At 63.0% G+C, this 20,491-nt stretch carries 22 protein-coding genes; 17 read left to right on the plus strand and 5 right to left on the minus strand.

Features of this window, described 5'->3' with window-relative positions; genetic code table 11:
- Nucleotides 1-90: 90 nt before the first annotated feature.
- Together rimP and nusA are read left to right on the plus strand one after the other, a co-directional pair.
- Entirely contained in the window at nucleotides 91-702 is a 612-nt protein-coding gene (gene rimP, locus J2Y41_RS08220; protein WP_224092279.1) for a ribosome maturation factor RimP, read from the plus strand.
- Nucleotides 702-1,682: a transcription termination factor NusA gene (gene nusA, locus J2Y41_RS08225; protein ID WP_224092281.1), complete on the plus strand. Its 981-nt coding sequence runs from the start codon at nucleotides 702-704 to the stop codon at nucleotides 1,680-1,682. The genes rimP and nusA overlap by 1 nt, the downstream gene beginning before the upstream one ends.
- 157 nt (nucleotides 1,683-1,839) lie before the next feature.
- Here nusA and J2Y41_RS08230 read toward each other — a convergent pair whose 3' ends face one another.
- Nucleotides 1,840-2,043 (minus strand): hypothetical protein, encoded by a 204-nt coding sequence (locus J2Y41_RS08230; RefSeq protein ID WP_309928041.1) that lies wholly within the window; start codon nucleotides 2,041-2,043, stop codon nucleotides 1,840-1,842.
- On the opposite strand from J2Y41_RS08230, the gene J2Y41_RS08235 reads away from it, so the two are divergent.
- From J2Y41_RS08235 to J2Y41_RS08250, 4 genes are all read left to right on the plus strand, one after another.
- Entirely contained in the window at nucleotides 1,963-2,217 is a 255-nt protein-coding gene (locus J2Y41_RS08235) for a YlxR family protein (RefSeq protein ID WP_309928035.1), read from the plus strand. The genes J2Y41_RS08230 and J2Y41_RS08235 overlap by 81 nt on opposite strands.
- Nucleotides 2,218-2,369: 152 nt before the next feature.
- A complete protein-coding gene (gene infB / locus J2Y41_RS08240; protein WP_224092285.1) occupies nucleotides 2,370-5,246 on the plus strand; it encodes a translation initiation factor IF-2 in 2,877 nt (958 codons plus the stop codon).
- Between the two features lie 77 nt (nucleotides 5,247-5,323).
- Nucleotides 5,324-5,836 carry a 30S ribosome-binding factor RbfA gene (gene rbfA / locus J2Y41_RS08245; protein WP_224092287.1) on the plus strand — a complete coding sequence of 171 codons (513 nt, stop codon included), beginning with the start codon at nucleotides 5,324-5,326 and terminating at the stop codon, nucleotides 5,834-5,836.
- A 75-nt stretch (nucleotides 5,837-5,911) separates the two neighbouring features.
- Complete coding sequence (locus tag J2Y41_RS08250; RefSeq protein ID WP_309927898.1) at nucleotides 5,912-6,394, plus strand: nucleoside deaminase; 483 nt, start codon at nucleotides 5,912-5,914, stop codon at nucleotides 6,392-6,394.
- On the opposite strand, the gene J2Y41_RS08255 is transcribed toward J2Y41_RS08250, so the two are convergent.
- Nucleotides 6,388-7,584, minus strand: coding sequence for a pyridoxal phosphate-dependent aminotransferase (locus J2Y41_RS08255; protein WP_309927900.1), 1,197 nt, complete (start codon nucleotides 7,582-7,584; stop codon nucleotides 6,388-6,390). The two genes, J2Y41_RS08250 and J2Y41_RS08255, sit on opposite strands and share 7 nt — an antisense overlap.
- Nucleotides 7,585-7,618: 34 nt before the next feature.
- Here J2Y41_RS08255 and truB point away from each other — a divergent pair, with 34 nt between their 5' ends.
- The 5 genes from truB (at nucleotide 7,619) to rpsO (ending at nucleotide 10,862) form a co-directional block, all read left to right on the plus strand.
- Nucleotides 7,619-8,551 carry a tRNA pseudouridine(55) synthase TruB gene (gene truB, locus J2Y41_RS08260; RefSeq protein ID WP_224092291.1) on the plus strand — a complete coding sequence of 311 codons (933 nt, stop codon included), beginning with the start codon at nucleotides 7,619-7,621 and terminating at the stop codon, nucleotides 8,549-8,551.
- A gap of 2 nt (nucleotides 8,552-8,553) precedes the next feature.
- The gene (locus J2Y41_RS08265) at nucleotides 8,554-8,907 is read left to right on the plus strand and encodes a hypothetical protein (RefSeq protein WP_224092294.1); all 354 of its coding nucleotides are present in this window, start codon (nucleotides 8,554-8,556) and stop codon (nucleotides 8,905-8,907) included.
- Between the two features lie 20 nt (nucleotides 8,908-8,927).
- A complete protein-coding gene (locus tag J2Y41_RS08270; RefSeq protein WP_224092297.1) occupies nucleotides 8,928-9,383 on the plus strand; it encodes a hypothetical protein in 456 nt (151 codons plus the stop codon).
- Nucleotides 9,384-9,450: 67 nt separating this feature from the next.
- Entirely contained in the window at nucleotides 9,451-10,434 is a 984-nt protein-coding gene (locus J2Y41_RS08275; protein ID WP_309927904.1) for a bifunctional riboflavin kinase/FAD synthetase, read from the plus strand.
- Between the two features lie 158 nt (nucleotides 10,435-10,592).
- Complete coding sequence (gene rpsO, locus J2Y41_RS08280) at nucleotides 10,593-10,862, plus strand: 30S ribosomal protein S15 (RefSeq protein ID WP_144652206.1); 270 nt, start codon at nucleotides 10,593-10,595, stop codon at nucleotides 10,860-10,862.
- Between the two features lie 47 nt (nucleotides 10,863-10,909).
- Here the strand turns inward: rpsO and J2Y41_RS08285 are convergent, their stop codons facing one another.
- Entirely contained in the window at nucleotides 10,910-11,104 is a 195-nt protein-coding gene (locus tag J2Y41_RS08285; RefSeq protein WP_224092302.1) for a hypothetical protein, read from the minus strand.
- On the opposite strand from J2Y41_RS08285, the gene J2Y41_RS08290 reads away from it, so the two are divergent.
- The 3 genes from J2Y41_RS08290 to J2Y41_RS08300 all read left to right on the plus strand — a co-directional run bounded on the left by J2Y41_RS08290 (nucleotide 11,103) and on the right by J2Y41_RS08300 (nucleotide 15,334).
- Nucleotides 11,103-13,352, plus strand: a complete 2,250-nt coding sequence (locus tag J2Y41_RS08290) for a polyribonucleotide nucleotidyltransferase (protein WP_309927907.1) — start codon at nucleotides 11,103-11,105, stop codon at nucleotides 13,350-13,352. The two genes, J2Y41_RS08285 and J2Y41_RS08290, sit on opposite strands and share 2 nt — an antisense overlap.
- A gap of 75 nt (nucleotides 13,353-13,427) precedes the next feature.
- On the plus strand, nucleotides 13,428-14,771 hold the full coding sequence (locus tag J2Y41_RS08295; protein ID WP_224166984.1) for a pitrilysin family protein: 1,344 nt from the start codon (nucleotides 13,428-13,430) through the stop codon (nucleotides 14,769-14,771).
- A 101-nt stretch (nucleotides 14,772-14,872) separates the two neighbouring features.
- The gene (locus tag J2Y41_RS08300) at nucleotides 14,873-15,334 is read left to right on the plus strand and encodes a DUF1579 family protein (protein ID WP_309927910.1); all 462 of its coding nucleotides are present in this window, start codon (nucleotides 14,873-14,875) and stop codon (nucleotides 15,332-15,334) included.
- Between the two features lie 35 nt (nucleotides 15,335-15,369).
- On the opposite strand, the gene J2Y41_RS08305 is transcribed toward J2Y41_RS08300, so the two are convergent.
- A complete protein-coding gene (locus tag J2Y41_RS08305) occupies nucleotides 15,370-15,636 on the minus strand; it encodes a MoaD/ThiS family protein (protein ID WP_309927912.1) in 267 nt (88 codons plus the stop codon).
- A 4-nt stretch (nucleotides 15,637-15,640) separates the two neighbouring features.
- Nucleotides 15,641-16,765, minus strand: coding sequence for a GTP 3',8-cyclase MoaA (moaA, locus tag J2Y41_RS08310; protein WP_309927914.1), 1,125 nt, complete (start codon nucleotides 16,763-16,765; stop codon nucleotides 15,641-15,643).
- A gap of 204 nt (nucleotides 16,766-16,969) precedes the next feature.
- Between moaA and J2Y41_RS08315 the strand changes: the two genes are divergently transcribed.
- Genes J2Y41_RS08315 through J2Y41_RS08325 form a run of 3 tightly spaced genes read left to right on the plus strand, consistent with a single transcriptional unit; the run spans nucleotide 16,970 to nucleotide 20,491 of the window.
- On the plus strand, nucleotides 16,970-17,701 hold the full coding sequence (locus J2Y41_RS08315; RefSeq protein ID WP_309928038.1) for a response regulator transcription factor: 732 nt from the start codon (nucleotides 16,970-16,972) through the stop codon (nucleotides 17,699-17,701).
- Nucleotides 17,688-18,902: a HAMP domain-containing sensor histidine kinase gene (locus tag J2Y41_RS08320; RefSeq protein WP_309927916.1), complete on the plus strand. Its 1,215-nt coding sequence runs from the start codon at nucleotides 17,688-17,690 to the stop codon at nucleotides 18,900-18,902. Before J2Y41_RS08315 ends, J2Y41_RS08320 begins: the two co-directional genes overlap by 14 nt.
- A complete protein-coding gene (locus tag J2Y41_RS08325) occupies nucleotides 18,899-20,491 on the plus strand; it encodes a molybdopterin-dependent oxidoreductase (protein WP_309927918.1) in 1,593 nt (530 codons plus the stop codon). Before J2Y41_RS08320 ends, J2Y41_RS08325 begins: the two co-directional genes overlap by 4 nt.

Genomic DNA, 20,491 nt, shown 5'->3' on the forward strand with positions numbered 1-20,491 from the left:
GGCGGACAAGGGAAAAGCCGTGCACCATGTGCTGCCGAAAATCGTTAGGCTAGTAGTCACAACAACATCTATCGGGAGGCGGCGGGCAACGTGAGTGACTCGGAAGCCACGACTTCAACAGACCGTACTGAGTCGAATTCAACGGCCACCATCCACAACCCGGAAGAGCGCAGGCTAAAGGCACTGCTCGAACCGGCAGTCCTTGCCAACAGGCTCTACCTCGAGGATGTTTCCATCCACGTCGCCGGTTCACACCGCACGGTCCACGTCGTCGTGGATCTTCCGCAGGAGGAGACCGGGGGCGTCAGCCTTGACGCCATCGCAGATGTCTCGCGTGGGTTGTCCGATATTCTGGACAACGATCCCCACGACGACGGCCGTCCCTACGACCTCGAAGTTTCTTCGCCTGGAGTAGGCCGTCCCCTGACGGAACCGCGCCACTGGCACAGGGCGCGCGGCCGCATGGTCAGGGTCAACGTCATCCAGGGTGAGAACGTCCTTGGCCGGATTGCGTCAGTGGATGACGCCGGCGTGACCCTCATTCCGGAGCACGAGGTCAAGAAGGGCATGAAGCCCAAACAGGGCGACCCCATCACTATTCCTTTCGACAGGATCCGCCACGGAAAAGTCGAGATTGAATTCAGCCACCTCCACGAGGCCGGGCTGGCAGACGAACACAATGGACCTTCCGAGGAGGCCTAATGGATATTGACATGAGCGCACTGAGACTCCTGGAGCGTGAGCGTGAAATCCCGCTGGACCTCCTGATTCCCACCATCGAGCAAGCGCTCCTGGTGGCCTATCACAAGACGCCCGGTGCCTTCGAGAAGGCCCGCGCCGAGCTGGACCGCAAGAGCGGCCACGTGACCATCTGGGCAACGGAAATCGACGACGACGGCGAGGCGATCGGGGAGTTCGAGGACACCCCGGCCGGTTTTGGCCGCATCGCCGCAAGCACGGCACGCCAGATCATCCTGCAGCGTCTTCGTGACGTCGAGGACGATAACGTATTGGGCGAATTCAAGGGTCGCGAAGGCGAACTGGTCGCCGGCATGATCCAGCAGGGCAACAACCCGCACATGATCCAGGTAAACCTCGGATCGGTGGAGGCCCTGTTGCCGCCGCCGGAGCAGGTTCCTGGCGAAAAGTACATTCACGGCAGCAGGCTTCGTGCCTTCGTGGTGGATGTCCACCGTGGGGCGAAGGGCCCGTCCATTACGTTGTCGCGTTCGCACCCGGGCCTGGTCCGCAAGTTGTTCGAAATGGAAGTTCCGGAAATCGCGGATCGTTCCGTCGAGATCGTGGCACTCGCCAGGGAAGCCGGCCACCGCACCAAGATTGCCGTCAAGGCGAACACCCCGGGTGTCAACGCCAAGGGCGCCTGCATCGGCGAAATGGGCTCCCGGGTCCGTGCAGTCATGACTGAGCTCAACGACGAAAAGATCGACATCGTGGACTTCAGTGAGGATCCTGCGACCTTCATCGCCAACTCCTTGTCACCGTCCCGGGTGAATTCGGTCACTATTACGGACGAGGCAACGCGCTCGGCCCGGGTAGTTGTGCCGGACTACCAGCTCTCCTTGGCGATTGGCAAGGAAGGCCAGAACGCACGCCTCGCTGCGAAGCTGACCGGATGGCGGATCGATATCGTGTCCGACGCCGCCCCGGCCAAGACCGAATAGCGATCGTTCCGGCGGCTTGGCCGTCGGAACCGCGCCGCGCTTACAGCGCGGCCGGTTTCGGCTGTCCGGGGCCGGGGGGCTAGAATAGATGGAACCGGGCTTACGTCCGGTATCCGCGCGCTTTGACGTGCCTTATCTGCATGTGCAGTGTCGGTCGTCAGCGCAAGTTTGCAGAGGCAGGTAAGGACACGTCGTGGCTGAACTGCTTGAACGCGGCCATGGCCCTGTTCGTACGTGCATCGGATGCCGGAAGCAAGGCTCCCGGTCCGAGCTTGTCCGGCTGGTCGCCCAAGGTGGTGGTTCGTCCACTGTCCTTGTCGATGTTCGACGCCGGATGGCCGGCAGGGGTGCGTGGCTGCATCCCAGCGAAAAGTGCTTGGCATTGGCAATCAAGCGGCGTGCTTTCGGAAGGGCCCTCGCGGGCGCTGCTGAAACAACCGCCGTCGAAAGCTACTTCATGTCAGGCGCGCCACTTGTGGAGGCTCCGGCTGCCACAGGAAAACCGTCCAAACCTGAAAGCGGGTCAGAAAACTGATGGAAACCCGATGAGTTCCCAGCGATGAGTGCGTAACGATGACAACTTTGTTGCGCTCTGCAATGGGCCTTTCAGTCGCGCTAGCGGCAGGGGCCCGCAGTAAGAAGTAGACGGTTCGTGCCTGGCTCGGTGCGGACCGAGACAGGAGAAATGTGGCCAAGGTCCGCGTACATGAGCTCGCCAAAGAGCTCGGTATTACTTCCAAAGATGCAGTAACAAAACTGCAGGAATTGGGCGAATTCGTTCGCTCCGCCTCTTCCACCATTGAGGCCCCCGTCGTGAAGAAGCTTCGCGACGCCTACCCCGGTGCAGGCGCTGCAAAGGCAGCTGCCCCCGCACCTGCAGCCGCCCCCAAGGCTCCGGCTGCTCCCGCAGCATCCCGTCCGGCAGCGCCGGCTCCGGGCCCCGCTGCACCCAAGGCCCCGGCTCCGGCAGCACCGGCCGCGGCGGCACCTGCCCCCGCAGCACCAGCTCCCGCGGCGCCTGCTCCGGCAGCGCCGTCGGCTCCCGTTGCATCCACGCCGTTTTCGGCAAAGCCCGGTGCCCGTCCTGCTCCCAAGGCAGAGACTCCGGCTCCGTCCCGCCAAGGCGGCCAGGCCCCGCGTCCCGGCGGTCCCCGTCCGGGCAACAACCCCTTCGCCACGTCCCAGGGCATGCCCCGCGGCCGTGGTGGCGACGGCGAACGTCCGCCGCGTCCGGGAAACAACCCGTTTGCAACCTCACAGGGCATGCCCCGCGCAGGTGGCCGCAATGATGGCGAACGCCCCGGTGGTCCCCGTCCCGCAGCAGGTGCGGGTGGTCCCCGTCCCGCAGCAGGCAGCGGTGGTCCCCGTCCGGGTGCTCCGCGTCCCGGTGCGCCCCGTCCCGGTGGTGCTCCGCGTCCGGCTGGTGGCCCCGGTGGAAACCGGCCTACTCCGGGCATGATGCCCAACCGCACTGAGCGTCCGGCTCCGGGTGGCGCAGGTCGTCCCGGTGGCGCAGGCCGTCCGGGTGGCGGACCGGGACGTCCCGGTGGCGCACCAGGTGCAGGTACCGGTGGCGGCGCTCCCGCCGGCGGTGGCTTCGGCAAGGGTGGCCGCGGTCGCGGTGGTACCCAGGGTGCCTTCGGCAAGGGCGGCGCCGGTCGTGGCAAGCAGCGCAAGTCGAAGCGTGCAAAGCGCCAGGAACTGGAGCAGATGAGTGCTCCGTCGCTGGGCGGCGTATCCGTACCCCGCGGCGATGGCGAGACCATCATCCGTTTGCGCCGTGGTTCCTCCATCACGGACTTTGCAGAGAAGATCGATGCGAACCCCGCATCGCTCGTGACCGTTCTCTTCCACCTCGGTGAGATGGCAACGGCTACGCAGTCCCTCGACGAAGACACCTTTGGATTGCTCGGCGCCGAACTTGGCTACAAGCTCCAGGTTGTTTCGCCGGAAGACGAAGAGCGCGAGCTGCTGGACCAGTTCGACATCAACATCCAGGACGAGCTTGACGCCGAAGGTGACGATGTCCTTGAGGCACGTCCGCCGGTTGTCACCGTCATGGGTCACGTTGACCACGGTAAGACCCGCCTGCTTGACGCCATCCGCAACTCCAACGTAGTGGCCGGCGAGCACGGTGGAATCACCCAGCACATCGGTGCTTACCAGATCAGCCACATCCACGAGGGCACGGCCCGCGACATCACGTTCATTGACACCCCCGGTCACGAGGCCTTCACGGCCATGCGTGCACGTGGTGCCAAGGTCACCGACATCGCGATCCTGGTTGTTGCAGCCGACGACGGCGTTATGCCGCAGACGGTTGAAGCACTCAACCACGCCCAGGCAGCCAACGTGCCGATCGTCGTCGCAGTGAACAAGATCGACAAGGAAGGCGCCAACCCTGACAAGGTCAAGGGTCAGCTCACCGAGTACGGCCTGGTTCCCGAGGAATACGGTGGCGACACCATGTTCGTTGAGGTTTCTGCCCGCCAGAACCTCAACATCGACGAACTGATCGACGCCGTCCTGCTGACGGCCGATGCCGCACTGGATCTGCGCGCCAACCCGGACAAGGACGCCCGAGGCATTGCCATCGAAGCGAACCTGGACAAGGGCCGCGGTTCCGTGGCCACCGTCCTGGTGCAGTCCGGTACCTTGGCCGTGGGTGACACGATCGTGGCCGGTACGGCCCACGGCCGCGTCCGTGCCATGTTCGACGAGAACGGCGAGGCCCTCGATGTCGCACTGCCGTCGCGTCCGGTCCAGGTCCTCGGCCTGTCCAACGTACCGCGTGCAGGTGACACCTTCCTGGTGACGCCGGACGAGCGTACGGCCCGCCAGATCGCCGAGAAGCGTGAAGCTGCCGACCGCAACGCCGCACTGGCCAAGCGTCGCAAGCGCATCAGCCTGGAAGACTTCGACCAAGCCGTTGCAGAAGGCAAGATCGACACCCTCAACCTCATCCTCAAGGGTGACGTCTCCGGTGCCGTGGAAGCCCTCGAAGATGCCTTGCTCAAGATCGATGTCGGAGACGACGACGTTCAGCTCCGTGTCATCCACCGCGGTGTGGGTGCCATCACGCAGAACGACGTCAACCTGGCAACGGTGGACAACGCCATCATCATCGGCTTCAACGTCAAGCCGGCTGAGCGCGTCGCTGAACTGGCTGACCGTGAAGGCGTGGACATGCGCTTCTACTCCGTCATCTACGCAGCAATCGATGACATCGAGATGGCCCTCAAGGGCATGCTCAAGCCGGAGTACGAAGAAGTCCAGCTCGGTACTGCCGAAGTCCGCGAAGTCTTCCGTTCCTCCAAGTTCGGAAACATCGCCGGTTCGATCGTCCGCACGGGCATCATCCGCCGTAACACCAAGGCACGCGTTAGCCGCGACGGCAAGGTCATCGGTGACAACCTCACCGTTGAGACGCTCAAGCGCTTCAAGGATGACGCAACCGAAGTCCGTACTGACTTCGAGTGTGGTATCGGTCTTGGCTCGTTCAACGACATCTCCGAAGGCGACATCATCGAGACCTTCGAGATGCGCGAAAAGCCGCGCGTCTAGGTTCCGCTTGGAGCGGGTCCGTCGGGTAGCCCCGGCGGACCCGTTCCGTACCCGTTTCTACTTTCCAGGAGGAAGTCATGGCCGATCCGGCACGCGCTGCCAAGTTGGCGCAGCGGATAAAGGTCGTCGTGGCCGAGGCCCTCGGCCGCAGGGTCAAGGACCCGCGCGTCGAGTCCATCACGATCACCGACGCCCGCGTCACCAACGACCTTCAGCACGCCACCATCTACTACACCGTCTTTGGTGACGACATAGCCCACGCCGATGCCGCCAGGGCATTGGAGAAGGCCAAGGGTGTGCTCCGACAGGAAGTCGGCCGCAATATCACCGTACGGCTTACTCCCACCCTTGAGTTCGTTGCTGACCAGATTCCGGTCAACGCATCCAACCTTGAGGAGCTGCTCCGTGAAGCAAAGCGTCGCGACGCCGAGGTAGCCGCTTTGGCTGCCGGCGCCAAGCACGCAGGCGAGGCTGACCCCTACAAGGGCGAGGGCCCCGAAGGCTCCGAAGAAATCGACGAAGACGACTTCGACGAAGAAGACATCGACCTCGCGGACGATGACGAACTCGACGAAGACGCCAACCGCTAGAAGTTTTCTTGCAGAAAGGCCGGTTCCTCCTGAGGAACCGGCCTTTCTGCCGTCCATGCTCGCTAAGATCGGAGCATGTCGGCGCACAGTGCTCAGCAGCGTGATGAATTCCTGAACCATGCGATTCGGCTCGCGGTGCAGAACGTCTCCGACGGCGGGGGGCCGTTTGGCGCTGTCGTCGTCACCCCGGATGGGCGAATCCATGAGGGGGTCAACCGGGTCACACGGGACAACGATCCCACCGCGCATGCGGAAGTGGTGGCCATTCGCCGGGCCGCAGCCGACATCGGCAATTTCGATCTCAACGGCTCAGTGCTCTATGCCAGCTGCGAGCCATGCCCGTTGTGCCTCTCGGCCACGCTCTGGGCCAGGATCGGCCGGGTGTACTTCGCCGCGGACAGGCACGGAGCCGCCAGGGCCGGCTTCGATGATGCGGTGTTCTACGAGTACTTTGCCGGCGGGAGGCCTGAGCTGCTTCCCGTAGAACACGCGCCGGTTGCCGCTTCCGAGACGCCTTTCGAGGCTTGGCGCAACAACGCGGAACGCACCGACTACTGACGCTCCCATCGCTGCGCCGGTTGCGGCGGGAGTACGTGGGCCCGGGCAGGAAGCCGATGCACGCCGTCGAGCAGTTCCTGCTGATCGCCGCACAGCGCAATCCGGATCCAGCCTTCGCCGATGGACCCAAATGCAGTGCCGGGCGCGAACGCAACTCCCGAATCGGCCAGGAACGCGTGGACCCAGGCCCGGACATCGCCGCCACTGACGTGGGAGACATCAGCCCACAGGTAGAAGGCTCCTTGCGCGCCAAGGAACGGAATGCCCTTGCCTTCCAGGACGGCGGAGGCGGCATCACGGTTGCTCCTATAGTGGTTTCGCGCATCCGTCACGTAGTCCTGGGGGCCGGTCAAGGCAGCCAAGGCGGCATACTGCGATGGCGAGGCAACGCAGGAAACGATCGCTTCCATGACATTGTTCATTTTCTTTTCCAAGCCCGGCGGGCAGATCAAGGCTCCGATCCGTAGGCCTGTGAGCCCGTACGTCTTGGACAGCGTCAGGGACGTGAAGACGCGCGACTCGCCGGGGATGTCGCTATCGAACCGGGCCGGGCTGACATGCGGGACGTCAAAGGTGAAGGCTTCATAGCACTCGTCCGAGAGGATCCAGAGATCGTGCCGGACGGCCAGTTCCACAAGTTGGCGGACGGCATCCTCGCTGATGACGGCGCCCAGGGGGTTGGACGGCGAGTTCAGCACGAGAACGCGGGTCTGCGGCGTGATGAGAGCTTCGATGTCCGCAATGTCCGGCAGGAACCCGTTATGTGGGTACAGGGGATACCGGACGGGCACTGCGTTCAGGAGCCGGCTGGTCATGGCGAACGTGGGATAGCCGGGGTTGGGAATCAGGATTTCGTCGCCGGGGGAGAGTAGCAGGCTCATGGCGAAGTGCAGGCCCTGCTGCGCTCCGTCCACCACGTAGACCCGCTCGGCACCGACTTCCACGTGATGATGCTCACGGAACCTCTTGGCGAAGGCTTCGCGGAGCGCGGGGATACCTGCGTTTGGGGTGTAGTTGGTTTCGTCCCGCTCAAGGCACGCTATTCCGGCGTCGAGGACGTGCCGTGGGAGAGCAAAGCCTGGTTCGCCGATGCTCAGCACGATCGCTCCCGGGGTCCTCCAGGCGGCCTCGGTGATTTCACGGATCTGGTTCACGGGGACGTCGCGGACGTGCGCGGCAAGCTCAGGCATGGGAGCTATCCTAGCCACCCATATACTGGTAAGCGTGCTTTCTGGACTGGTAATCGTTGACAAACCGCAGGGATGGACCAGCCATGATGTGGTTGGCCGGATGCGGCGGCTGGCCGGCACCCGGAAAGTGGGGCATGCGGGCACGCTCGATCCCATGGCCACCGGAGTGCTGGTCCTTGGGATCAACAAGGCCACACGGCTCCTGACCTACATTGTGGGAACGTCCAAGACGTACACAGCTACCATCAGGCTCGGCGAGACCACCATCACCGATGACGCAGAAGGCGAAGTCACGGAGGCGCGCAGCGCAGTGGACATTACCGACGACGCCGTTGCCGCCGGCGTTGCCGCCCTCACCGGGCCCATCCAGCAGGTTCCCAGCAGCGTCAGCGCCATCAAGGTCAACGGCGAACGCTCCTACGCCCGTGTCCGCTCCGGCGAAGAGGTCAAGCTTGCGGCCCGGCCCGTAACCATCCACCGCTTCGACATCCACGCCATCAACAGGATCGACGGCGGAAGGGTGGTCGACGTCGACGTCACGGTGGAATGTTCCTCCGGTACGTACATCCGGGCCCTGGCCCGCGACCTCGGCAACGCCTTGGGCGTCGGTGGACACCTCACGGCCCTGCGCAGGACGCAGGTTGGCCCGTACTCCCTTGACCAGGCCCGGACGCTGGAGGAGCTCGCAGAAGAGCTCGAGGTTCTGGAGATGTCCCTGGCAGCACGCTCGCTGATGCCCAACCGGGAGCTCACCGAAGAAGAAACTACCGAGATCTCCTTCGGCCGGCGCATCGCCGCGGGGCCAGGAGCAGGAACGCCGGACGCCGCCACGGCCGAAAAGCCTGCCGCAGCGTTCGCGCCGTCGGGAGAGCTGGTAGCCCTGCTGGCCGATACCGGGAGCTTCGCGAAGCCTGTACTGGTCTTTGCCCCCGGAACCGGAACCGCCACGGTCGGCGAGGAAAAGTAGGCATGGACGGCTATTTCTACTCCATCCTTATTGTTGGTTTGGTATCCACGATCGCGTGCGTCGTGGCAGGTTTGATGAAGAAGGCCCCAAACGACGTCACCATCTTCTCCGTGCTGGCCGTAGAGCTGGCCCTGCTGGTCTACCTGGTTGGTTCGATTGTCCGGGTTGCCGTGGGTGAACGGATGGCCGGTGAAGCCTGGGAGTTCTGGGGATACCTGATCACAGCGTTGATGATCCCGCTGGGGGCCGTGTACTGGGCCATCCTTGAGCGGACCCGCTGGAGCAACTTCGTCCTGGCGGCGGTGGGGGTCACCGCGCTCGTCATGGCTGCCCGCATGAATCAGATCTGGTACTGACCTTGAAGGAAAAACGAAACATGACTGGAACCGAGACTGAGGCAAACGCCGGCCGGACACCCCAAAAAGACACACGGAACACCGGCCCTGGGCGCTTGCTGATCGCGGTCTATGCCGTCTTCGCACTCTCAGCCACTGCCCGGGCCGGATATCAGATTGCCACCAAGTTTGCCGAAGCTCCGCTGGCGCATATCCTCTCTGCGTTCGCCGCCGTCGTCTATGTCGTAGCCACCATCTCGCTGGCAAAACCGGGCCGCACCTGGTTCAAAGTGTCGTTGGCCGCGGTACTTGTGGAACTGCTCGGCGTGCTGGTGGTTGGAGCCATAAGCCTCTTCGATCCTGTGGCTTTCCCGCATGACACTGTGTGGTCGCTGTTTGGACGCGGTTATGGTTTTGTCCCGCTCGTGCTGCCCGTCCTCGGACTCCTGTGGTTGAACAAGAGGCGGCCGTCCAAAGCGAATAGCCACAGCGGGTAACCTTAGAATGTTCCGGCGCCGGGAGGTTGCCGGGCGGAACGAATATCTGCAGTAAAAGGCGAGGTTGATGGTCCACATCTGGAACGATCCCACCGAAGTCCCCAGGGACTTCGGACCAACAGTCGTTACCATCGGGAACTTTGACGGCGTCCATCGTGGCCACCAGCATGTTCTCGCGCAACTGACGAACACCGCCAAGCGTCACCACATCCCGTCAGTGGCCGTGACCTTCGATCCCCACCCCGCCCAGGTCCACCGCCCGGAGTCGGCCCCGGAGCTGATCATGGGCCTCCAGGACAAACTGGACGCCCTCGGCGAAACAGGGGTGGACGCTGTCCTGGTCATGAAATACACGCTGGACCTCGCGTCCATGACGCCCATCGAGTTCGTCCGCCAAATCCTTCTCGAGTCCCTTCACGCCGCGCACGTCGTGGTTGGCCACGATCTCCGCTTCGGCGCAGGGAATGTGGGAGACGTCGTCACCATGCAGGAACTCGGCGAGCAGTTGGGCTTTGGCGTCCAGGTTGTCAATGAGTATGGCGCAGGAGGCTTCCCGGTCCACGAAGACGGGGATGCCGACCGCCGTTGCTCCTCCACCTGGGTGCGGGAAGCTTTGTCCGAAGGCGACGTCGTAACGGCAGCCGCCGTCCTGGGACGTCCCCACCGCATGCGCGGCGAGGTGGTACATGGAGCTGCCCGCGGGAGGAACCTCGGTTTTCCCACCGCCAACCTTTCGCATGATTCCACAGGGTACGTACCAGCCGACGGTATCTATGCAGGCTGGTTGATAGACCAGTCCGGAACGCGGTGGCCCGCCGCCATCTCCGTTGGCTCCAACCCCACGTTCGACGGTGTGAGCCGACAAGTGGAGGCCCACGTTATTGACCGTCCCGAGGAGAACGTGGAGGACTTTGACCTCTACGGCCAGACTGTGGCGGTCGAATTTACCCAGCGCCTCCGCGGAATGGTGGCATATCGCGGGCCCGAGGCCCTGGTGGAGCAGATGTGCCTGGATGTAGCCCAGGCACACGAGCTGCTGACCCGGCGCTAGCGGTATTTCGACAACAATGCTGACCTGCCGGTAAACTATTAGTGGATCCGGCTGCAGTCCGTGGCGGCTGGACCTGTTTTTGTGTGCGGAGACGCATCGGAAGCAACCCGTCAGCGAGGCGCTGCACCGGGAGGCACGGCACAACTCTAGGAGTTCACGTGGCACTTGACGCCGCTGTAAAGCAGTCCATCATCAAGGAATACGCAACCTCTGAAGGCGACACCGGTTCGCCCGAGGTCCAGGTTGCAGTCCTGACCCAGCGGATCAAGGATCTGACTGAGCACATGAAGGAGCACAAGCACGACTTTCACACCCAGCGCGGTCTGCTGGCCATGGTTGGTCGTCGCAAGCGCATGCTTTCCTACCTGAAGAACACTGACATCGCCCGCTACCGTTCGCTCATTGAGCGCCTCGGCCTGCGCCGCTAGTCTGCCTTTGGGGGCGGCCCGATCCCTCGCGGAACGGGCCGCCTTCTTCAAAAACAACTAAAAAAAGGAATCAACCGCATCGCGCATTCGCGGTCCTCGGTAGTGATTCCCGGGAAGAAATCGGCGACGATTTGCCCGTGGATCTCGATCGATGACCGGGTGTCGTACAGGCCAGGAATAAAGAAGAGGCCTGGGTTGATGCGGCGGACTTCCGCTAAATCAGAAACGGAGGTGACTCTCATGGAGGGTCCCGAAATCCAGTTCTCCGAAGCGATTATTGACAACGGCCGTTTTGGCAAGCGTGTCATCCGCTTTGAAACCGGCCGCCTTGCCAAGCAGGCTGCCGGCGCTTCGATGGTCTACATCGACGAAGACACCGCACTCCTCTCGGCAACCACCGCAGGCAAGCAGCCGCGCGAAGGCTTCGACTTCTTCCCGCTGACGGTTGACGTCGAAGAGCGTATGTATGCTGCCGGCCGTATCCCGGGCTCGTTCTTCCGCCGTGAAGGCCGCCCCTCCACGGAAGCCATCCTGGCTTGCCGCCTGATGGACCGCCCGCTGCGCCCGGCCTTCGTGACGGGCCTGCGCAACGAGGTCCAGATCGTTGTGACCGTCCTGGCGATCAACCCCGACGAGCTCTACGACGTCGTGGCCATCAACGCGTCTTCCATGTCCACGCAGCTCTCCGGCCTCCCGTTCTCCGGCCCGATCGGTGGCGTCCGCGTTGCCCTCATCGCCGACGAACACGGCTCACAGTGGGTTGCCTTCCCCAAGCACTCCCAGCTTGAGAACGCCGTGTTCAACATGGTTGTTGCCGGCCGCATCGCAGGCGACGACGTCGCCATCATGATGGTTGAAGCCGAAGCAACCGACAACTCCTGGAACCTCATCAAGGAACAGGGCGCAACTGCTCCCACCGAAGAAGTTGTTTCCGAGGGCCTCGAAGCGGCAAAGCCATTCATCAAGGCTCTCTGCGAAGCCCAGGCCGATCTTGCTGCCCGTGCAGCGAAGCCGACCGTCGAGTTCCCGGTCTTCCTGGACTACCAGGACGACGTCTACGCTGCCGTTGAGGCCGCTGCCGCTGACAAGCTGGCTGCTGTCTTCCAGATCGCTGACAAGCAGGACCGCGACAACGCCTCCGACGAGCTCAAGGATGAGGTCCTTGGCTCACTTTCCGGCCAGTTCGAAGGCCGCGAGAAGGAGCTGTCCGCAGCTTTCCGCTCGGTCACCAAGCACGTTGTGCGCCAGCGCATCCTCAAGGACCAGGTCCGCATCGACGGCCGTGGCCTGACGGATATCCGCCAGCTCACCGCAGAGGTCGAAGTTCTGCCCCGCGTTCACGGTTCGGCCATCTTCGAACGTGGCGAGACCCAGATCATGGGCGTCACCACGCTGAACATGCTCAAGATGGAGCAGCAGATCGACTCGTTGTCGCCGGTAACGCGCAAGCGCTACATGCACAACTACAACTTCCCGCCGTACTCCACCGGTGAAACCGGCCGCGTCGGTTCCCCGAAGCGCCGCGAAATCGGCCACGGTGCCCTCGCTGAGCGCGCCCTGGTACCGGTTCTGCCTACCCGTGAAGAGTTCCCTTACGCCATCCGCCAGGTATCCGAGGCCCTCGGTTCCAACGGTTCGACGTCCATGGGTTCGGTGTGTGCTTCGACGCTCTCGATGCTCAACGCAGGTGTCCCGCTGAAGGCAGCTGTTGCCGGTATCGCCATGGGCCTGGTTTCCGACCAGGTTGACGGCCAGACCCGCTACGCCGCCCTGACCGATATCCTCGGCGCCGAAGACGCCTTCGGTGACATGGACTTCAAGGTTGCCGGTACGTCCGAGTTCGTCACGGCCATCCAGCTGGACACCAAGCTCGACGGCATCCCCGCTTCCGTGCTGGCAGCAGCGCTCAAGCAGGCCCGCGAAGCCCGCCTCCACATTCTCGAGGTCATCAACGCAGCGATCGACACCCCGGATGAGCTCTCCGAGTTCGCCCCCCGCGTCATCGCCGTGAAGATCCCCGTAGACAAGATCGGCGAGGTCATTGGCCCCAAGGGCAAGATGATCAACCAGATCCAGGAAGACACGGGCGCGGACATCTCCATCGAAGATGACGGCACGGTCTACATTGGCGCCACCAACGGTCCGTCTGCTGACGCAGCACGCTCCGCCATCAACGCCATCGCGAACCCGCAGGTACCGGAAATCGGTGAGCGCTACTTGGGTACGGTCGTCAAGACCACCACGTTCGGCGCTTTCGTTTCCCTCACCCCGGGTAAGGACGGCCTGCTGCACATCTCCGAGCTCCGCAAGCTCGCCAACGGCAAGCGCGTGGACAACGTTGATGACGTCGTCTCGGTGGGCCAGAAGGTCCAGGTCGAGATCACCAAGATCGACGACCGCGGAAAGCTTTCCCTCTCCCCGGTTGTTGCCGAGGAAGAAGGCGCAGCCTCCGAGGAAGCTGCAGAAGAAGCCGAAGTTTCCGCAGAGTAGTCTGTAAGCAGTACCCGGAGGGGCCGGTGGGCTGAAAGGTCCACGGGCCCCTCTGGCTTTACCCGAAAGGTCTTAATGACTGTCGTACCCTTGCCGTTGGAGCAGACACTTCCCGGCGGCGACCTCATCCATGGTGCCGAGGGCGGTTCCGTCGTACGGCGTTCGGTCCTGCCCGGCGGCGTCCGCGTCCTCACCGAGGCAATGCCCGGGCAGCGTTCGGCCACCATCGGATTCTGGGTGGCAGTCGGTTCCCGCGACGAGGCCGATGGTCAGCATGGTTCCACGCACTTCCTGGAACATCTCCTGTTCAAGGGCACCAAGCGCCGTACCGCCTTGGAAATTGCTTCAGCCTTTGATGAGGTGGGTGGCGAGTCCAACGCTGCGACTGCCAAGGAAAGTACCTGTTACTTTGCCAGGGTGCTCGATTCGGACCTGCCGATGGCCATCGACGTCATAGCGGACATGATCACCGGTGCTGTCCTGGATCCGGCGGAGCTGGAACAGGAACGGGACGTCATTCTTGAAGAAATCGCCATGGACAGCGATGACCCAACAGACGTAGCCCACGAAAAATTTGTTGCAGCCGTGCTCGGCAGCCACCCGCTCGCGCGTCCTATTGGCGGAACTCCGGACGCCATCAAGGCCGTTGCAAGGGACTCGGTCTGGGAGCACTACCAGCGGTACTACCGTCCGGAAGAACTGGTTATCACCGCGGCTGGCGGCTTGGACCATGACGTCGTCTGCGATCTCGTGCAGAAGGCGTTGGAAGCAGCAGGCTGGCACCTGGATCCGGAAGCAGCTCCGGTAGATCGTCGGGCCACCAACCGAGCCGTGATCACCGGCACATCCGGCCTTCATGTGGTCAAGCGTCCCGTGGAGCAGGCAAACATCATTATGGGTTGCCCCACTATCGTGGCAACGGATGATCGCCGATTCGTCATGAGCGTGCTCAATGCCGTGCTCGGTGGGGGAATGTCCTCCAGGCTTTTCCAGGAGATCCGCGAGAAGCGCGGCCTGGTCTACTCCACCTACTCTTTCACCGCCGCGTACGCCGATGCCGGCTATTTCGGCATGTATGCAGGGTGCACGCCGTCAAAAGTGCGCCAGGTACTCGATCTTCTTGGTGTTGAGTTGGACAAGCTCGCCAAGGAGGGCATCACAGAGGAGGAACTCCGGAAGGCAGTGGGACAGCTCAGCGGCGGCATTGTCCTCGCCCTCGAGGACACGGGCTCACGTATGTCCCGGCTCGGCCGGGCGGAACTCGTATCCGGGGAGTTCCAGGATATTGACGAGACACTGGCCCGGATCAAGGCAGTCACTGTGGACGAAGTCCAGGAACTCGCCCGGGAACTTGCCGCAGCTCCCCGCACCATCACCGTCGTCGGGCCGTTTGAAGAAAGCGAGACCTTCGGTCTTTAGGACCCAGCGCATTCAGCTGGTCCTCCATCTCTGGACTCCCGCACTGTAAACAGGGCAGCATGATCACACGATCATGCTGCCCTGCTCACATTGGAGTCGTGATGGATGTGCCCCCAAAAGGACATGCCGCAGAACTGCTGAGGGACTTTATTGGACACTGGCGGGGGATCACCGAGATAGCACAGTCTCCATGGGGCGCAGCGCGGACCGCAGAGGCCGAAGCCGTTTTCACGCAAGCTGCGGGGGGCTACGCCGTTGTGCAGAGCTACCGACACCGCGAGCCGGATGGAACGCACTTCGAAGGGCACGGGATGTTCACAGTGGATCCGGCCCATGGGGATACGCTCTGGTATTACGTGGACAGCATGGGCCGGCCACCAAGTGCCCCGGTGCGCGGTACGTGGCATGCAGGGACGCTGACGATGGACCGGCGAACGCCGGAGGGCGTAGCCCGGCACGCGTTCCGTGTTGAAGATGGCGTCCTGGTGCACACCGCGGAACTGCGGCTCGAGGGCACGGCCGAGTTCACTCCTTTGCTCAAGAGCGTGTTCCGGAAAACCTGACGGCGGCATAAATCCGGGTTTGTTGCCTCTTCCCCTTAGCCGCCTGCGAACGGAGGAAGGACGTCGATAACGTCCTCGGCGCCCAGGGGAGCAGAAGGGTCTCGAACCGCTACCTCATTCCTAAGGAAGCTGCTGCGGGCCACGATGCGGGCAAGCGTTGGCGTCCCCTCCTGAGGCAAAGGACGTTCGACGGCGAGGGCAGCTTCCAGCAAGGCCTCGAGGCTGGATCCTTCCGGGAGTGGATGGATTTCCTCTTCGACACCTGCAGCGGCGCGTGCGGCAGCGAAGTAACGTACAAGCAAGGGTTCAGCCTCCGATTGCGCTCATGCTGCGGTCCGGCTGCACGAAGTCCGGTGCGCCGAGGCCAGTGTGGTCCATGCCGTGGGCTTTGGGTTTGACCCACATGGCGTCCTGCCAACGTTGGGCAAGCTCCTCATCCGTTGCGCCTTCCCGAAGCAGTCCGAGGAGATCGAACTCCTCACGGGAGAACAGGCAGCTCATGATCTTGCCTTCAGCCGTAATTCGGGTGCGGCGGCAGTCTGAACAGAACGGTTCGGTGACCGATGCGATGATCCCGACTGTACCGAGGACCGCCCCTTCAGCTTCACCCGTTGCCTGGTTCCGGCGTCGTACTTCAAATCGTTCGGCAGGGGCGCCGTCGCGTTCCCGCGGGTCCGGACCGAGGACAAAGTCCTTTGACAGCAAATCCCGGATTTCAGCCGCAGTGATCATGTTGCGCCGGGTCCACCCGTGGTCGGCGTCCAGCGGCATCTGTTCGATGAAGCGAAGTTCGTAGCCACGCTCCAAGGCCCAGGCGAGGAGGTCAGGAGACTCGGCATCGTTGATGCCCCTCATCAGCACGGCATTCAACTTGACCGGACCAAGACCGGCAGCCCATGCGGCGTCCACGCCGGCGAGGACACGGTCCAGGAAAGGCCGGCGCGTGAGCTTGGTGAAGGTTTCCTCGTGGAGCGAATCCAGGGAGACGTTGATCCGGGTGAGTCCTGCGGCTTTGAGGGCGGCCGCTTTCTTGTCCAGGCCCACGCCATTGGTGGTCATCGAAATGGGAAGGTCAGGGTGCTCGTTCCGGATGCCTGCAATGACGTCAACCAGATCAGCCCGGACCAACGGCTCACCACCAGTGAGGCGCAGTTCCCGCACGCCCAGGGCGCCAACGCCTACACGCACAATGCGAATGATTTCGTCTTTGGTCATCACCGCCTGCTTGGAGAGCCATTCCAACCCTTCCGCAGGCATGCAGTACGTACACCGCAGATTGCACTTGTCTGTCAGGGAAAGGCGCATATCAGTCGCGCGCCGTCCATAGCGGTCCCACAAACCGGCGGGCGTGCCAGCTGGACGCGGCGGCGGAACCGGGCCGCCTGCAGCGCTGCCCAAAGGAGGCACAGGCATGCCAAGCTGAACACTCATGAATTCAGGCTACGCCACCGTGGGCTGAACAGTGATACCGGCTACATTTCGTTTCACTCAGCGGACATTGGTTCGGCTGATCCTGAAAAGGCCGCGGCCATGTCCGGTGCCCTCGGCAGTTCTTACGGAATGCGTACATTCACCCGGAAGTGACCCGTATCCGATGCCGGGCAGCTTCGGCGTACCTATGCTGAAAGCGTGAGCATGCAATCGGCATCAACAGCGGCAGAGCCCGGCAATCGCCGCATCCTTCTCGTCGAAGACGAGCAGACCATCGCTGATGTCGTCCGCGACTATCTCCTGCAAGCCGGGTTCCAGGTGGACGTGGCCGGGGATGGGTTCTCGGCGCTCAGGCTCGCAGCAACCCGACAGCCGGACCTTGTGATTCTGGACCGCATGTTGCCCGGGCTGGACGGTGTGGAAGTGTGTCGCCGGCTCCGCCAGAGCATGAGCGTGCCGGTCATCATGGTTACGGCACTGGGAACCGAAGATGACCGCATCCTTGGTTTGGAGATGGGCGCGGACGATTACGTCACCAAGCCGTTCTCGCCGCGGGAGCTTGTCCTTCGCGTCAAGTCCGTCCTTCGCCGCAGCGTGAAGGAATTCTCCCCCGAACCACCTGTCGAATTGGCAGGCTTTGAACTGGATCCCTCATCCCGGACCGTCACGCACCGTGGAACGCCGCTGACTTTGACGGTGCGTGAGTTCGATCTCCTGGCCTTCATGCTGCGCAGGCCAAACCAGGTCTTCAGCCGGGAAGAACTCATCAAGGCAGTCTGGGGCTGGGACTTCGGCGATCTTTCCACTGTGACCGTCCATGTGCGGCGCCTCCGCGAGAAGATCGAAGTCAACCCCACCAAGCCTGAGCTCCTTAAGACGGTTTGGGGCGTTGGCTACAGGTTCGACGCCAAGGGGGATGGCCATGGAGGGCACTGAGCTTGCAACCATCCTTGCCTGGGTGCTCCTGTGGGCAGTGGTCATCGGTGCCATCACGCTTGTGCTGCTACGTGTCCTTCGCCGGGCTTCGGTGTTGGCCCAGATCTGCCTGGTTGTGGTGGCTACCGTGGCTGTCCTTGTGGCAGGCATGGTCAGTGCGTTCAATGCCATGTTCATTTCCGCCAGGGACCTTGAGGTCATGTGGTACATCCTGGCCATGGCTTCGGCAGTAGCAGTGGCCTTATCGCTCGTGCTGGGAGCCGGGGTATCCCGGAACGCGGCGCGCCTTGTGGCGGCGGCCAGGAGACTCGGCCGGGGCGAAACCCTGGACCACAGCACTAAAAACGGAAAGCGGACCGGACCTGCCATGACCTCGGAACTCGCTGAACTGGCCCAGGAACTGGAGGCCAGCAGCCGTAACCTTGCGGAATCGCGGGCCAGGGAAGCCGCCATTGAAACCGCGCGGCGCGAGCTCGTCTCGTGGATTTCACATGATCTCCGTACTCCACTTGCCAGCATGCGCGCCATGACCGAAGCCCTTGAGGACGGCATGGTGGCCGATATCCCGGAGTACTACCGGAAGATCATCGGGCAGACCAAACAAATGACTGCCATGGTCAACGACCTTCTGGAGTTGTCCAAGATCCAGGCTGGAAGCCTTCGCTTGCGCGCCGAGTCCCTGGACCTCTATGACCTTGTCAGTGATGCTCTGTCCGATCTGGCGCCGCTGGCCGCCCAACGCGGCATTACGCTCACCGGCGGAGGAGACCGCGAGTGCATGGCCGTGGCCGACGGACCCAGCATGGCCAGGGCGATCCGGAACGTGCTGCTCAACGCGATCATTTACAGCAGGCCGGACACGGACGTTCACACCAGCGTGGGGCGCGACAACGGAAACGCCGTGGTCGCAGTTCAGGACCACTGCGGGGGCATCCCGGAGGAGGACCTTCCCCACCTGTTCGAAACCGGCTGGCAGAAGGACCCTTCACGGGGGAACCCGTCGGGATCGCAGGGAAGCTACAGCGGAGCAGGAATCGGATTGAGCATGGTGGCTGGCATTGTCAAAGCGCACGGGGGAGCTGTGAAGGTGGAAAACGTCGACGGCGGTTGTCGGTTTGCGCTGTCACTTCCGGCTGGTTCGCTTCCGGCAGGATCTGTTCAAACAGGATCTGTTGTGGATCGCCAAGGAGGCGCAGCATGAGAAAGCCCGGATTCTGGGCTGCGGTTGCCGGTGTGGCGGCCGGGGGAGCAGGCATTGCGGCAGGCGAGTTGAGCGCGGGCTTCCTTAGCCCCCTCGTTTCGCCAGTGACGGCACTGGGCGGCGCCGTCATCGATTCCGTTCCTCCCGGAGTGAAGGACCTCGCCGTGCAGCTCTTCGGGACGGCGGACAAGATCGTGCTGGTCGCTTCCATCCTGGTTGTGGCCGTGGTTCTGGCTGCCCTGGCCGGGATTCTGGAGCGCCGTCGAACCGGACTCGGACTTGTTCTGGCGGCCTTGGCCGGTGCGGCGGGCCTCAGCGCTGTCCTGACCCGGGCCCAAACTACACCGCAGGCCGCCATCGCACCCATCGTGGCCGCCGTCGTCACCATGCTGCTGCTCCGCACGCTGATTCGCCGCCTAGGCACGTGGGTCCCGCTACGTGAAGCGTCATCCGGCGTGGTGCCGTCAGATCCGGCCAGTGCCTCACCTCCGCCTGCCTCACCTCCGCCGGAACCTGCCCCTCTGGCACGGCGGAGCTTCCTGAACGCCGTGGCGGCCACGTCGCTTGCGGCAGCCGTGGGTGGAGTGGTCACCAGTATCCTTACGCGGGCCACCACGGTGGCTTCCGGTTTCAGGGGCTCTTTAACGCTGCCGGCTCCATCGACGACGCAGCAGGCTATCCCTGCAGGGGCATCGCTGCCCCTGGAAGGGATCAGCCCCCTGGTGACACCGAACCCCGACTTCTACCGGATCGACACCGCTTTGACTGTGCCGGCCATCGATCCTCCACAGTGGAAACTGAAAGTGACCGGAATGGTGGATCGCGAGGTCGAGCTCGACTTCGCGACGCTCCTCACAAAGCCCATGACGGAGCGGCACATCACCATCGCGTGCGTGTCCAATGAAGTGGGCGGCGACCTCATCGGTAATGCCCTGTGGCTTGGCTGGCCTGTACGGGAACTCCTGGCCATGGCCGGTCCCAAACCAGGGGCAGACATGGTGCTTTCCACCAGCAACGATGGCTGGACGGCAAGTACGCCCCTCGAAGCGCTCACGGACGACCGCGACGCCCTCCTTGCCGTTGGCATGAACGGCGAGCCGCTGCCCCTGGAACACGGATTCCCGGTGCGGATGATTGTGCCGGGACTCTACGGCTTCGTCTCGGCAACCAAATGGCTCACCGAACTCAAGGTCACCCGGTTTGCGGACGACACCGCTTACTGGACTCCCCGTGGCTGGAGCGATCACGGCCCCATCAAGACGCAGTCCCGCATCGATGTACCGCGTAGTGGGCGCACGGTCAAAGCAGGCAAAGTGCAATTTGGCGGTGTGGCCTGGGCCCAGCATCGTGGGGTGGACCATGTGGAGCTCCGCATCAACCGTGGCCCCTGGCGACAGGTGATGCTTGCACCAGGGATATCCGCGGATACCTGGTACCAGTGGCAGCTGGGAGTTGACCTCTCACCCGGCGACTATGAAGTCCAAGTGCGTGCCACCGACTCTTCGGGCAAACCACAAACCGAAGACCGGACCCCCGTAGCTCCCGACGGCGCCACCGGCTACCACACCATCAACGTCAAGGTCACATAA

Source organism: Arthrobacter sp. 1088, assembly GCF_031455315.1.
In the GTDB taxonomy this organism is placed as follows: Bacteria; Actinomycetota; Actinomycetes; order Actinomycetales; family Micrococcaceae; genus Arthrobacter.